This is a genomic window from Nocardiopsis oceani (genome assembly GCF_054777395.1).
Genome location: NZ_BAAHAR010000049.1, coordinates 56,745 through 69,493, shown reverse-complemented (window position 1 = coordinate 69,493; position 12,749 = coordinate 56,745). Strand labels below are relative to the sequence as shown.

The window sequence follows — 12,749 nt, the reverse complement described above, 5'->3', positions numbered from 1 at the left end:
GCCTTTCCCAAAGCCCGCGTGCTCACCCTCAACGAGGTGGGCACCCACGCCGCGATCGGCGCGGCGATCGGCCCCTGGTCCGCCGGAGAGCGCACCCTGGCCGCTGACCTGGCCCGCCTGACCGACGAGCACATGCTGGTGCTGGCCGACGCCGGGTTCTATTCCTTCGAGCTGTTCGACTCCTTCGCCCAGCGCGGGGCCACTCTGGCCTGGCGGGTCGGGGCGAGCGTGGAACTGCCCCCGATCACACCCCTGGCCGACGGCTCTTACACCAGTCTGTTGTTCGCCCCCCGTGTGCGCCGCAAGACCAAGGACACCCTGATCGCCGCCGCACGGGCCGGCGCGCACATCGACCCCTCCCGGGCCAGGCTGGTGCGGGCGGTGGACTACACCATCCCGGACGCCAACCCCGAGGGTGAGTTGATCACTGTGGTCACCAACGAACTCGACTCCCGCGAACTGTCGGCGGTCGGTATCGCCCAGGCCTACGGCCAGCGGTGGGAGCACGAAACCGCTCTGGGGGAGATCAAGCGGTACCTGCGTGGGGCGGGGGTGGTGCTCTCCTCCCAGTCTCCGCCGATGGTCCAAGCCCAGATCTGGGGTCTGTTGCTGGCCCACTACGCGGTACGGGCGCTGATGTGCGAGGCCGCTGACGATCTAGAGACCGATCCGGATCGGATGTCGTTCACCCACGCGCTGCAGGTGGTCCGTCCCGCTTCTCAAGGCGGGGCGGTTTTTTCCCCCTGAGCAGCGGGAGCGGCTGCACAGGCAGGTGGTGGACGAGATCGGGGAGCGGCCCAACCCGCCCCGGCGTGCCCGATCCTACCCGCGGGTGGTCAAGCGGGCCCGGTACAACTCCTACCGGGTCAAACGCCTCGGAGAGCACGGGGTCAGACACAAGCAACCACCCCACCCCGTGCTGATACCCGCCGCTTAACTGAGCGGCATTGAGCCCTGGCCGCCGCCGCTGTCCTCGCGGTGCCCGCACACGCCCAGGACGCCCCCACCGAGCAGGAGGCACCCACCGACGTGGAAGCGATGGACACGCTGGCGCCCGACTGCGTCGACCGGAACCTCTACTCGGCTGGCTTCGTCATGCTCACCAACCAGTGTTCCACCGCACAGGACGTCAAGGTCGTCATCAGTATGGGTTTCGACAGCAACTGCCTGTACTTGGCACCGGGTGACACGCGCCAGGTCGACATCCCGCTGTTCGGCTCCTATGACAAGACCGTGACCTGCTAACCGGTGCAGCGGTACCCCGCCCGGAGCGCGACCGGGCGGGGTACCGCCGTCACGGGCCCGTGCGTCCTCTCGCCAGAACGAGTGCGCCCTGGTCAGGGAGGGAGGCCCTCGTCCCCCGCACCGTGGCCGAGGAGCAGAGGACGACTGGCCTGGCGGCCAAACCGCTCATATTGATGACGGGAACACCCCTAGACCAAGCATGAATCTGGTGTTAACTTCATGGCCTGCATCACGGTGATGCGGGTTTGGCGGGGTTTCGATGACCGGACACCACATGCTCGGGCGACTCCAGACACGGCTCACGGCGCGGAGCAGAGGCCGATGAGCCGTCAGCAGCGCATCTACTACATTCTCGAGACCATCGAGGAATCGGGGACGATATCCATCACCGATATCGTCAATACCCTCGGTGTTTCAGAGGCGACCGCACGGCGCGACCTCGACCATTTGGCAGCGGACAACCTGATCGAGCGCCGCCACGGCGGCGCTCGGCGCCGCTCCGTTTCCTATTCTCTGGCGCTTCGCGGCGAAACACAGCAGCACCGGCGGTCGAAGGAGCTCATCGCCGAATACGCGCTGTCGACTTTCGGGCCGGGTCAGGCGATAGGTCTCTCCGGAGGCACCACGACCTACGCGATCGCCGATGCCCTTGGCAGGCGGGATGACCTGCACAGCGAGTTGACGGTGGTCACGAATTCGGTGGAGATCTCCAGACGGTTGGCCGTTCACCCGGAAATATCGATTCTGGTCACCGGCGGCCGGCTGAACAGCAAGAGTTACGAGCTCGTCGGCACGTTCGCCGAACTGATACTGAAGAGCCTGTGGCTGGACAGGTCGTTCATCGGGGTGAACTCCTTCTCCGCGGAGATCGGCGCCGGAACCGTGAACGAGAACGAAGCCGGCATCAACAGGCTCATGGCTCAGCGATCCGGCCGGGCCGCCGTCGTCGCGGACTCCTCGAAATACGACCAACGGTCCTTCGGCATTATCGGGAAGGCCGACATCTTCCAGTCCGTCATCACCGACGACCGGCTCCCCCACAGTGCCCGTGAGGCCATGGAGGCCGCTGGTTACGCGGTCCACACCGTGAAGGACCGGGAACCCCCCTACCTGGACTGAACAAACCGGAACCCCACGAGCAGATCGAGCCGGACCCCCCAAGGAGGACCCCCGTGATCCGTCCCCCCCAGCCGCCGTGACCTCTTCCGTACCGGGGCCGCGGCCGGTGCCGCCACCGGTCTCGCGGTCACCGCACAACCCGCATCCGCCGACGACGCACCCCAGCGTGCCGGCGACGAGTCCCCGATGACCGACGTCCCCTTCGAACCCCACGACGAGGTCCGGCTCGCGATCATCGGGCTCGGCAACCGCGGTACCGCCATGTTCGAGCGGTTCCTGGAGATCAACGGGGTCCGCGCGACCGCCGTGTGCGACCTAGATCGTTGATGGGAGTTTTCTGGAACTCCTACGCCCATGACGAAGGGCGTCGAGGATCGGTGTGTGACGACCAACCTTGACGCCCTTCTGACGGCACTCTACGTCCACTTGGATGACCACGTCCTGCCTGCGCGGGAACAACCCCGCAAACGCGGCCCGAAACGGCTGCTCACTGACGCCGAACTCGTCTGCGTCGCGGTAGCCCAAGTGCTCCTGCGCCATGACTCCGAACGCCACTGGATGCGCGCCGCGCCCGCCCGCATCGGCCACCTCTTCCCCCGCCTGCCCGGCCAGTCCGAATACAACCGCCACCTGCGCGATCTGGCACCAGCTCTGCTCACAGCAACGATGTGGTTGGCCAGGGCGGTGCCCTCCTGGTGGGAGCGGCTGCGCTTGATGGACGGCACCCCGCTGCGCTGCGGTGCCTCGCGCACCACGGTCAACCGCTCCAACCTGGGCGAGATCGCCGGATACGGCCGCGACGTCTCCCACCACGCCTTCTACTGGGGTGCCAAACTCATGCTCATCACCACCCCCGAGGGAGCGGTGTGCGCGTTCAGTCTGGCCCACCCCAAGGAGCTGGATGAACGCGCTCAGGCTCTGCACCTGCTGCACGTCCAGGACTGCGCCCCGGGCCCGGCCCCGATCGTGTGTGACAAGGGCTTGGCCGGGGCCGAGATCGAGGAGGCCGCGGCGGACCTGGGCCATTTGCTCATCCGCCCGGTCCGCAAGGACGAGCCCGAACCCGAGGTGAAGGTGTTCCCGTCCTGGCTGCGCCAGCGGATCGAGGCGGTGATCTGGACGCTGAAGAACCAGTTCGGGTTGGAGCGGCACGCGGCCCGCAGCACCGAAGGGCTGTGGGCGCGTACCTGTCAGAGGATCTGCGCGCTCAACGCAGCGATCTGGCACAACTGGTTGATCGGTGCCCCGGTGAAGCGATCGTTGATCGCCTACGACCACTGACCAGGAAACCAAACTCCCATCAACGATCTAGAACAGGACCGGGCCGAGAGCGCCGCTGACGCCGCGGAGGAGGCAAGCGGCGAACGCCCGGCCGTCCATGCCGGTTCCGCCGATGCCTGGAAGGAGCTGACCGCGCGCGACGACGTCGATCTGTGCTTCATCGCGACGCCCTGGGAGCTGCACCATCCCCAGGCCAAGGACGCGATGGAGAACGGCATGCACGCCGCGGTGGAGCTGCCCATCGCCGTCACGCTGGACGACATCTGGGACTTGGTGCGCACGTCCGAGCGCACCCGCAAGCACTGCATGCTGATGGAGAACGTCAACTACGGCCAAGAGGAGCTCCGTATCCTCATGATGGCCAAGGAAGGGCTCTTCGGGGACCTCCTGCACGGCTCCGGCGGATATGTCCACGACCTTCGCGACCCCTACCTGTTCCACGGCGCCTACCACCCGGAGGACTGGCGCCGCACTTGGCAGACCAGGATGAACGCGAGCCACTACCCGATGCACGGCATGGCCCCGATCACCGCCGCCATGGACATCAACCGGGGTGACCGCCTGGACCAGTTGGTGTCGTTCTCCTCCCCCGCACTGGCCCTGACCGAGTACCGCGAGGAGAACCTGGACTCCGACCACCCCGCTTGGGAAGACGACTGCATTTCCGGGGACCGCAACACCCGTCTGGTCAGCACGGCCTTGGGGAGGATGATCCGGGTCGAACACGACGTGAACACGCCGCACCCCTATTCCCGGGCCAACACCCTCGCCGGAACGCGCGGGGTGTGGATGAGTGACCCGCAGCGGATCTGCCTGGAGTCCTTGGGCCACGACGACCACCAGTGGCGGGACTTCGACGATTCCTACGAGGAGTACGACCACTGGCTGTGGAAGGAGATCGGTGATGAGGGCGGGGGCCACGGGGGAATGGACTACATCCTCCAGTGGCGGACCATCCAGCTGATGCGGCTGGGGCTCACCCCCGACATCGACGTCTACGATTCGGCTTCGCTGTCCGCGGTGGTGCCGCTGTCGGAGCTCTCCCTCGAGCGGGGCGGCACCGTGCGGGTACCCGACTTCACCCGAGGCCGCTGGAAGGACGCCCGCCCGGGGTTGGAACGGGAAAAGCCCGAGGACCCCGAGTTGGACTGAACAAGTCCGCACCGTGCCCGCTGGCCTCCGCACCCCGTGGAGTGCGGAGGCCGGCGCGGCACGGTCGCGGTGGTCCTGGACCATACCCCCGCGGCCCAGCCACGACGGGAGACCGCGGTCAAGACGAGGGTTCCTCGTGCTCCGGCCTCAGGCTGGAGGCCCGGGGGACGAAGTCCAACTCCAGTTCGCGCAACGTACCTTCGGCAGCGCGATCGGCCAGGATGTCCAACAGGAGCTGACCACACTCCTCCCCCGCCTCCGGCCCCTTGGGGTCCACGGCCGTGACCGACGGGTCCATGGTGCGCAGGGCCGAACTGTCCACGCAGGAGGCGAGGAGGAAGTCCTCGCCCAGGCGCAGCCCTCGAGCAGCCAGGCTCGGGGCGACGGACGCGGCGACGCCATCGGAACCGCACACCAGGGCATCCACGTCGGGAACGGCGTCCAGCAGTGCCTCCGCCTCGGCCCGGACCGCCTCCGGTGAGACACCGAAGGCCACCGTTGCCACAGCGGCGTGGAACCCGTGCTCGAGGCACCAGGACTGGTAGGCGGCCTCGATGGAACGGGCCCAATCGGAATCGGTGGTGGAAGCCAACAGAGCGATCCGGCGCGCCCCGTTCTCGCTCAGGTGGTCCAGGAGACGCCGGGCCATCCTGCCGTGGTCGGACCAGACCACTCCGGTCGGCCGCACCCCCGCCATTCGCTCGCAGGTCACCACGGGCAGGCCCGAGTCCACCAGGTGCGAGGCCATCGGGTCGCTGTGCACCGGATCGCACAGGATGAGGCCGTCCACCCGCGGGGTGTGCTTGGGCCGGGAGCTGTGTGCCGAGACGATGAGCGTCACGTCGTACTCCGATGCGGCGACTGTGTCCAAGACTCCGTGGACGAAAGACAGGTAGTACTCCGACCGCACCAGCACCTGAGGAATGTAGAGGCCGATGGCGCCGGTCGTGGCGGTGCGCAGGGACCGGGCCGAACGGTTGATGGAGTACCCCAGCCGCCGCGCCGTTGCGACGACGGTCTCCCGGGTCCCGTCCGACACCCGTCCCCGACCTCGGAGCGCGTCAGACGCCGTGGTCTTGGAAACGCCTGCGGCACGGGCGACATCGACGATCGTGACCGCGTTCAAGGCCGTCAGTCCTTTCTCGGCGTGGATCCGGTTGTGCCTACAGGTCAAGATAGGTCCCCGCCCGGGGTCGCCGCTCCCCTGCCGTGCACAAGGTGGACCCGGCGCATGGGCGGGGCACGTACTCGGCAGACGGGGTGCCGACGCGGCGGGCCCGGTTCAGAAGACCTGCCAGGAGGCCGGGGTGGCCGTGCAGGGTGTGCCCTCGTGCAACCAGACGGCTCCCTCTCCCAGGTCCAACGCGATGGTCATCAGCGTCTGCCAGCGGTCCTGGAAGAGGTGCGCGGGGTCGGCGTGACAGCAGAGAGGGGCGCCGTCCTCGGTGTGCGCGGCCATGCCTTCGACCCGTTTGGCTACGTCCTCCGCGGTGAGCTTTTCGCGGTTCGCGGCCAACATACGCAACCTCGGATAACTGTTGGACGCGGGCGGCACCAACTCACCGCGCGCGAGTACGGAATCGAGGAAGTGGTTGGTGTGCACCAGCATGCCGTCCCGCGGCCGAACCAGTGCCGTACCTCCCGCGCTGAGCTCGATGCACACGGCATCGGCCACGCCGTTCCGGAAGGAGACCACCGTGAGCACCGTCGACGCCGTCACAGGGGCCGACCGGGCGATGGCCACCGCTTCCTCCGGTTCCCGTGCGCGGTCGAGGATCTCCCGGGCCACCGCGTGCACGGGTACCCCGACGCCGTCACCGTCGGCCGCGTGGTTGAGGATGTTGAAGTGCACTCCCAGACCCTCGCTGTTGAGCCCGATCTTGCCGAGCATGCCGAACTCCGCGAAGGAGCGGACCCGCATTCCGGCGGCGGTGCGGTGCCGCACCACCTGGGTGTCGGGGTTGGACTCGTCGTGCCAGTCCCAGGTCTGGAGGGTGATCGGCGGCCCCTCCGGCGGCAGCACGACGGAGGTGGAGCACTCCCCCTCCCCGGTGGCGCCCACGGTGGCCAGCACCTCGGTGCGCGCATTGAGCAGACCGAGTTCCCACGGTGCGCGGCCGGCGCCCGCGGCGATTCCGTGCAGCTCCCGGCCCAGGTCCGGAGACCAGGCGCCGATGGACTCGACCGCGGCTGCGCCGAGGTCGGGGACGTCTTCCGGGGTGACCCCGACCGCGCTGAACAGACGCCGGTAGAGGAGGAGGTTGAGGTCGATGTCGGCGGCGAAGGCCGTGCCGATGGCGCGACCGCGGTCCCACGGGTCGGTGGTGTCGGTGGTGAACCTCCTGACGGTCATCGGACGGCGCTCAGCACGGCGTCCCAGGCCACCTCGGAGGTGACCGTGGCGAGGGCGAGGGAGCTGACGGAGTTCTCGCCCAGTGGGGGCGCACCGGCGGCCGGCAGGTCGACTTCGTCGGTGGTGAGTGCGAACAGGGTGTCCCCGTCGTGGTCGGTGTGGAAGGGCTGGATCGCCCGATGCATGGAACTGTGCACCTGGCGCCCGAAGTGGCGCAGTTCCTTGTCTGCCAGGCGCACGTTGGTCACCGCCACCGTGACCGTGGTGTTGCCCGCCGCGCTGCTGGGGACGGTCTCCCCCGCCAGCGCCCGCGCGTAGTCCTCCTGAGGGTGGCGGCGGGTCCCGGTGGCGGTGTCGTAGTTGCCCCGCACAACGGTGCCGCCCCGGTCGACGACCACCCCGACCGGGTTGACGACGGTGACCACCAGAACGCGGATGTCGCCCAAGCGCAAGAAGGCCGCGCCCTGACCGGCGAATTCGCAGCGGGCCGCCGCGATCTTGCCCGCGGACGCGCTGGTGCCGGCTCCCACGCGGCCGACCGGGATCCGATCGGGCCGGGCCTCGCGGAAGGCCGCGCGGCCGAGCGCGGCGTCGGGAACCACCGCGTTGGGCCGGGCCCCGAGGTCGTAGACCACCGCACCGGCGACGGTGCGCAGATCACGCCAGCCCACCCGGTTTCCGGTGCTCAGAAGCAGTTCCTCCTGTACCCCCGTCGCGGCCGCCAACCCGTAGGAGGAACCGCCCGCGACGCACACAGCATGGTTGAACTCCAAGTGGCGACCGACGATGCCGATGGCCCCGCCCCGAGCGTCGACGCTGGTCCGGGCACCCTCAGGGATCGCGACGACGGTCGCGCCGGTGGGCCCTTCGGCGTACTCTGCCGTGCCCACGCGCACGCCCGGGAAGTCGAACTCGACGGCGCCCGCCCCCGTGCTCCGAACGGGCTCGAGCCGGTCGTAGTCGTCGTTTCCCGGACCGGGCTCCCAGTCGGGCACCGGCACCAGGCGCGGATCAGTGGCGGTCATGATCCCTCCAGAGGGGAGACGGAGGTGGGTAGGACGGCGCTGAGCACGGCGTCCCAGGCAGTTTCGGCCGCGATCGTGCCCACGGCGGTTGAGGCGGAGGCGCCGACGTCCCCGCCGAGGCTGATTTCGTCGGTCGTGAGAGCGAAGAGGGTGTCGCCGTCGTTCTCGGTGTGAAAGGGGACGATGGCCCGGTTCATGGAGCCGTGGACCTGTCGTGCGAAGAGGTCCAGCTCGCGGTCGTCGAGGGCGGCGTTGGTGACCACGACCGTGAGGGTGGTGTTGCCGTGTCCAGACCGCGGGAGGGATGCCGATCCCACCGCCTCGGTGTAGTGGGTGTCCAGGTGTCGGCGGGTCCCGGTGGCGGAGTCGTAGTTGCCCCGCACAACGGTGCCGCCCCGGTCGACGACCACGCCGAGGGGGTTGACGACGGTGACCACCAGGACGCGCACGTCGCCCGCCCGGCGGAACGCCGCGCCCTGACCGGCGAACTCGCAGCGCGACCAGTCGGCCTTGCCTGCGGACGCCGACACGCCGGCCCCCACCCGGCCCACGGGCACGCAACCGTGGACCGCGGCCCGGATCGCGCTCCGGCCTAGGGCGGCGTCGGGCACCACGGAGTTGTCCCGGGCGGAGAAGTCGTAGATGACGCCCGTGGACACCAGGCGCAGGTTGTCGACGGAGGTGCGGTTGCCGTTGCGGGCCAGGAGCTCGGCCGCCACCCCCGACCCCGCTCCGAGGCCGTAGACGGAGCCGCCGGCCAGGCAGACGGCGTGGGCCAGGTACTCGAACCCGCTGCTGAGGCCGACCGCCCCGCCGCGTGCGTCGATGGCCATCCGGGCCCCGGCCGGGACGTGGACGACGGTGGCCCCGGTGGGCCCCTCCTCGTAGACGGCCGAGCCGACTTCCACGCCGGGGAAGTCGTAGTCGACGTGCCCCTCTGGTCGTCCCGCCCCGGGCACAAGTGGTGCTGAGTCGGTGTTGCCCTTTCGGGCGCCCCAAGAGGGGACACCGGTGAGGCGGGGTGCCCCGACGGGTAGCGGGGGGCGGGTGCTCACATGGCCTCCAGGAGTCGGCGCGAGTAGGAGTGCTGGGGTCGGTCGTAGAAGACCCGCGTGGGCGCGGCCTCGACGATCTCGCCGCTGAGCATGACCGCGACGCGGTGGGCGAGGTAGCGCACGGCCGCCAGGTCGTGGGATATGAACAGGGCAGCGAAGCCGTGCTGCTCCTGCAAGTCCCGGATGAGGTTGAGGATCTGCGCCTGGACGGAGACGTCCAGGGCGCTGACCGCTTCGTCGAAGACGATGAAGCGCGGCTCGGTGACGAGGGCGCGGGCGATGGCCACCCGCTGGCGCTGACCGCCGGAGAGTTCGTGCGGGTAGCGGGCGGCAGTCCCGTCAGGTAGCCCGACCTGGTCGAGCATCCGCTTGGCGGCGGCCAGGTGCGACCGTGGGGAGGAGCCGTCGCGGGCGGAGAGCGGTTCGGCCACCGTGGGACCGACCTGGATTCGCGGGTCGAGGGAGGAGTACGGGTTCTGGAGCACCCCTTGGACGAGGCCCGGTCTGCGGCGCGAGCGCTGCAGGGGTTCGCCCAGGAAGGAGACCGAACCCGCGGTGGGGCGGCGCAGGCCCAAGGCGACCGAACCCGTGGTGGTCTTGCCGGAGCCGGACTCGCCGACCAGCCCCAGGGTCTCCCCGTCACCGACGCTCAGGTCCACGCCGCGCATCGCGTGCACGACTCGGCGGCGGCGCCCCCAACCCGAGGTGAACACGGTGTCCACGCCGCGCAGTTCGACGACTGGTCCGGGTGCGGTCACGGGGGCCCTCCCTCGTCGGCAGATGCCGTGCCCCCGAACTCGGGGCGCAGGCACAGGACTCTGCGGCCGTCGACGTCCTGCGGCAGAGGACGGTTGTCACGGCACACGCTGGCGGCTTTCGGGCAGCGGGGTTCGAACGCGCACCCGTGCGCGCTCTCGCTCAGCGTCGGCGGGCTGCCCGCGATGGCCGGAAGCCGCTGTCCGGGGCGTGCCCGGGCGGGGTCGGCCTCGGACAGGGCGCGGGTGTAGGGGTGGCGGGGCGTGTCCAGGACCGTCCGTGTGGCGCCGTCCTCGATAACCCGGCCGCCGTACATGACGGCGGTGCGGTCGCACCAGCGGGCGACGGCGCGCAGGTCGTGGCTGAGCCACAGGACGGTGGAGCCCTTCTCTGCGGCCAGGTCCATCACGAGCCGGGTTACCTCCTCACGGGCCTGGGCGTCCAGGGCGGCCGTGGGTTCGTCGGCGATCAGGAGCCGGGGCGCCCGGGCCAGGACCGCGGCGACGACGATCCGCTGGGCCATGCCACCGGAGATCTCGTGCGGGTACAGGCGCATGACCCGGTCGGGCCGGTCGATGAGGACCCGGTCGAGGAGGGAGACCAGGGTGTGCTTGTCGTGCTTGGTGCGGCGGAGGACCAGGCGCAGCCAGCGGCCGATGCGCTTGGTGGGGTCCAGTGCTCCGTGGGGGTCCTGGGGGATGTAGCCCAAGACGTTGCGGCGCAGCGCGCGGAGTGCGGCGGGGTCAAGGGACGACACGTCGCGGCCGTCCACGGCGATGCTTCCGGAGACGCGGGCACCCGGCGGCAGGAGCCGGCCCACGGCCAGGCCCAGGGTGGACTTGCCCGAACCGCTCTCGCCCACCACACCGACCCGCTCCCCTTGAGCGACGGACAGGTCCGCTCCGTCCAGTGCCCGGTTGACGCCGTGCCGTGCGGTGTAGTCGACGACCGCGCCGTTGACGCTGAGAACGCAGCTCACAACGACCTCGCCTTCCGGGGCTCGAAGCGGTCCCGCAGGCTGTCACCGATGACGTTGATGGACAGGAGGGCCAGGACCAGGACGATGCTGGGGGCGAGCAGCGTCCAGGGGGCGTAGACCATGTAGACGGTGCCTTCCTGGATGAGCAGGCCGAGGGAGGAGTCGGGCAGCTGGACACCGTACCCCAGGAAGCTCAGCCCGCCCTCGACCAGGATGGCGACGGACAGGGCGTAGGTGGTCTGCACGGCGACGGTGCCCGAGACGTTCCTCAGGACGTGGCGGGTCATGATGCGGGGCGCGCTCACCCCGCTGATGCGGGCGGCGACGACGTAATCGCGGAAGGCGACTGACCGGGCAGCGGCGCCGACCATGCGGGTCATCAGCGGTACCGTCACCAAGACGATGCTGACGAGGGCGGCCACGCTGCCCGGTCCGATGACCGACGCCATCAGGATGGCGAGCACGATCGCGGGGAAGGCGTACAGGACGTCGCCCACGCGCATGACGAGCCCGTTGGCGAAACCACCGAGGTAGCCGGCGACGATGCCGCAGGCGGTGCTGAGGACAGCGGTACAGAGCACCGCCGCGGCGGAGAGCACCAGCGTCGTGCCTATGCCCTCGATCACGCGTGGCAGCAGCGACCGGCCGAGGCTGTCGGTACCCAGCGGGTAGGCCGCGGAGGGCGGGGACAGCCGCGGTCCCACAATGTCCGTGGGGCTGCCGCCCACACCCGCCAGCGGTCCGAGGACGGCGGCCCCGGTGAGCAGGGCCAGCAGACCGAAACAGGACACGGTCAGCGCGTCGAACGAGGTGTTCTTCATCGCTTCCTCCCGGTGACGGCGACCCGGGGGTCGAGCAGACCGGTGAGGACGTCCACGAGCAGGCTCATGAGCACGAATACCGCGGTGGCGAGCAGGACACAGGTCTGGATGACCGTGAAGTCGCGCCGCCCCAGGCCGAGAACCAGGTACGAACCGATACCGGGGATGTTGAAGACGCTCTCGACGATGACGGCGCCTCCCAGGAGGGTCGCGGTGATCATCCCGGTGAGGGTGAGTACCGGGATGGCGGCGTTGCGCATGACGTGGTGGGTGATGATGAACAGGCGGGTCTCGCCCCTGGCCGCGGCGGCCGCCACATGTGGTTCCACCATGACGTTGAGTACGGCGTCGCGCGTGGCCCGGGCCGTCGCCGCGATACAGAACACCGACAGGACCAGGGACGGGGGCAGGAAGGAGACCACCGCCCCCAAGAAGTCATCGTCCGGCGTGACGAAGGAGCCGACGGTGAACCCGAGCGAGTACCGGGAGAGGACGAAGACCGCCATCGCGGCCAGCACGAACTCCGGAACGCTGATGCCCACCCCGCTGACCAGTCGCCCCATTGCGGTGGAGCGGACGCTGCCGGTACGGGTACCGGCGAGCAGGCCCAGCGGAATTCCGATGAGCACGGTCCACACGACCGCCATCGCCGTGAGCAGGGCCGTGGTCGGCAACCGGGCGCCCAGCTCCTCGGCGACGGGCGTGCCGCTCGCCAACGAGAGGCCGAAGTTGCCTTGGAGTACCTGAGCGATCCAGAGCACGTACTGCTCGAGCAGGGAGCGGTCGAGCCCGAACTGGGTCCGCAGCTCCGCTCGGTCCTGTTCCGAGGCCAGCGGGCCCAGGACGATCTGGGCGTAGTCCCCCGGCAGGAAGCGCACGACCGCGAAGATCAGCAGTGACGCGCCGATCATGACCGCGGCCGCGCCGAGCAGCCTGCCGGAGAGCCAGAGGAGGAAGCGCATC

Annotated in this window: 15 protein-coding genes and 1 pseudogene; 7 read left to right on the top strand and 9 right to left on the bottom strand. The window is 69.6% G+C overall.

The genetic code is table 11. The annotated features are described in order from the left end of the window. The 6 genes and pseudogenes from ACYVDG_RS26460 to ACYVDG_RS26435 all read left to right on the top strand — a co-directional run. A partial coding sequence (locus ACYVDG_RS26460) for an IS4 family transposase (protein WP_460759338.1) occupies positions 1-747 on the top strand: 747 nt, incomplete at its 5' end. A 231-nt stretch (positions 748-978) separates the two neighbouring features. Then, positions 979-1,245, top strand: coding sequence for a hypothetical protein (locus ACYVDG_RS26455; RefSeq protein WP_460759334.1), 267 nt, complete (start codon positions 979-981; stop codon positions 1,243-1,245). Between the two features lie 321 nt (positions 1,246-1,566). After that, entirely contained in the window at positions 1,567-2,364 is a 798-nt protein-coding gene (locus ACYVDG_RS26450; protein WP_460759329.1) for a DeoR/GlpR family DNA-binding transcription regulator, read from the top strand. A 69-nt stretch (positions 2,365-2,433) separates the two neighbouring features. Beyond that, a pseudogene (locus ACYVDG_RS26445) lies at positions 2,434-2,487 on the top strand (hypothetical protein); the annotation flags it as partial. 63 nt (positions 2,488-2,550) lie between these two features. Next, positions 2,551-2,691: a hypothetical protein gene (locus tag ACYVDG_RS26440; protein WP_460759324.1), complete on the top strand. Its 141-nt coding sequence runs from the start codon at positions 2,551-2,553 to the stop codon at positions 2,689-2,691. Between the two features lie 54 nt (positions 2,692-2,745). After that, a complete protein-coding gene (locus ACYVDG_RS26435; RefSeq protein ID WP_460759319.1) occupies positions 2,746-3,645 on the top strand; it encodes a transposase in 900 nt (299 codons plus the stop codon). Positions 3,646-3,672: 27 nt separating this feature from the next. On the opposite strand, the gene ACYVDG_RS26430 is transcribed toward ACYVDG_RS26435, so the two are convergent. Then, positions 3,673-3,831, bottom strand: coding sequence for a hypothetical protein (locus tag ACYVDG_RS26430; protein ID WP_460759314.1), 159 nt, complete (start codon positions 3,829-3,831; stop codon positions 3,673-3,675). Between ACYVDG_RS26430 and ACYVDG_RS26425 the strand changes: the two genes are divergently transcribed. Beyond that, the gene (locus ACYVDG_RS26425; protein ID WP_460759349.1) at positions 3,772-4,797 is read left to right on the top strand and encodes a Gfo/Idh/MocA family protein; all 1,026 of its coding nucleotides are present in this window, start codon (positions 3,772-3,774) and stop codon (positions 4,795-4,797) included. The genes ACYVDG_RS26430 and ACYVDG_RS26425 overlap by 60 nt on opposite strands. Before the next feature lie 118 nt (positions 4,798-4,915). Here ACYVDG_RS26425 and ACYVDG_RS26420 read toward each other — a convergent pair whose 3' ends face one another. The 8 genes from ACYVDG_RS26420 to ACYVDG_RS26385 all read right to left on the bottom strand — a co-directional run bounded on the left by ACYVDG_RS26420 (position 4,916) and on the right by ACYVDG_RS26385 (position 12,748). Further along, positions 4,916-5,923: a LacI family DNA-binding transcriptional regulator gene (locus tag ACYVDG_RS26420; RefSeq protein WP_460759310.1), complete on the bottom strand. Its 1,008-nt coding sequence runs from the start codon at positions 5,921-5,923 to the stop codon at positions 4,916-4,918. A gap of 156 nt (positions 5,924-6,079) precedes the next feature. Beyond that, positions 6,080-7,150, bottom strand: a complete 1,071-nt coding sequence (locus ACYVDG_RS26415; RefSeq protein WP_460759307.1) for a C45 family autoproteolytic acyltransferase/hydolase — start codon at positions 7,148-7,150, stop codon at positions 6,080-6,082. Next, positions 7,147-8,175, bottom strand: coding sequence for a P1 family peptidase (locus ACYVDG_RS26410; protein WP_460759303.1), 1,029 nt, complete (start codon positions 8,173-8,175; stop codon positions 7,147-7,149). Before ACYVDG_RS26410 ends, ACYVDG_RS26415 begins: the two co-directional genes overlap by 4 nt. Then, a complete protein-coding gene (locus tag ACYVDG_RS26405) occupies positions 8,172-9,230 on the bottom strand; it encodes a P1 family peptidase (protein WP_460759297.1) in 1,059 nt (352 codons plus the stop codon). Before ACYVDG_RS26405 ends, ACYVDG_RS26410 begins: the two co-directional genes overlap by 4 nt. After that, complete coding sequence (locus tag ACYVDG_RS26400; RefSeq protein ID WP_460759292.1) at positions 9,227-9,988, bottom strand: ATP-binding cassette domain-containing protein; 762 nt, start codon at positions 9,986-9,988, stop codon at positions 9,227-9,229. The genes ACYVDG_RS26405 and ACYVDG_RS26400 overlap by 4 nt, the downstream gene beginning before the upstream one ends. Beyond that, the gene (locus ACYVDG_RS26395) at positions 9,985-10,965 is read right to left on the bottom strand and encodes an ABC transporter ATP-binding protein (RefSeq protein ID WP_460759287.1); all 981 of its coding nucleotides are present in this window, start codon (positions 10,963-10,965) and stop codon (positions 9,985-9,987) included. The genes ACYVDG_RS26400 and ACYVDG_RS26395 overlap by 4 nt, the downstream gene beginning before the upstream one ends. After that, positions 10,962-11,786: an ABC transporter permease gene (locus ACYVDG_RS26390; RefSeq protein WP_460759283.1), complete on the bottom strand. Its 825-nt coding sequence runs from the start codon at positions 11,784-11,786 to the stop codon at positions 10,962-10,964. The genes ACYVDG_RS26395 and ACYVDG_RS26390 overlap by 4 nt, the downstream gene beginning before the upstream one ends. Next, positions 11,783-12,748, bottom strand: coding sequence for an ABC transporter permease (locus ACYVDG_RS26385; RefSeq protein WP_460759280.1), 966 nt, complete (start codon positions 12,746-12,748; stop codon positions 11,783-11,785). The genes ACYVDG_RS26390 and ACYVDG_RS26385 overlap by 4 nt, the downstream gene beginning before the upstream one ends. Position 12,749: the final 1 nt, after the last annotated feature.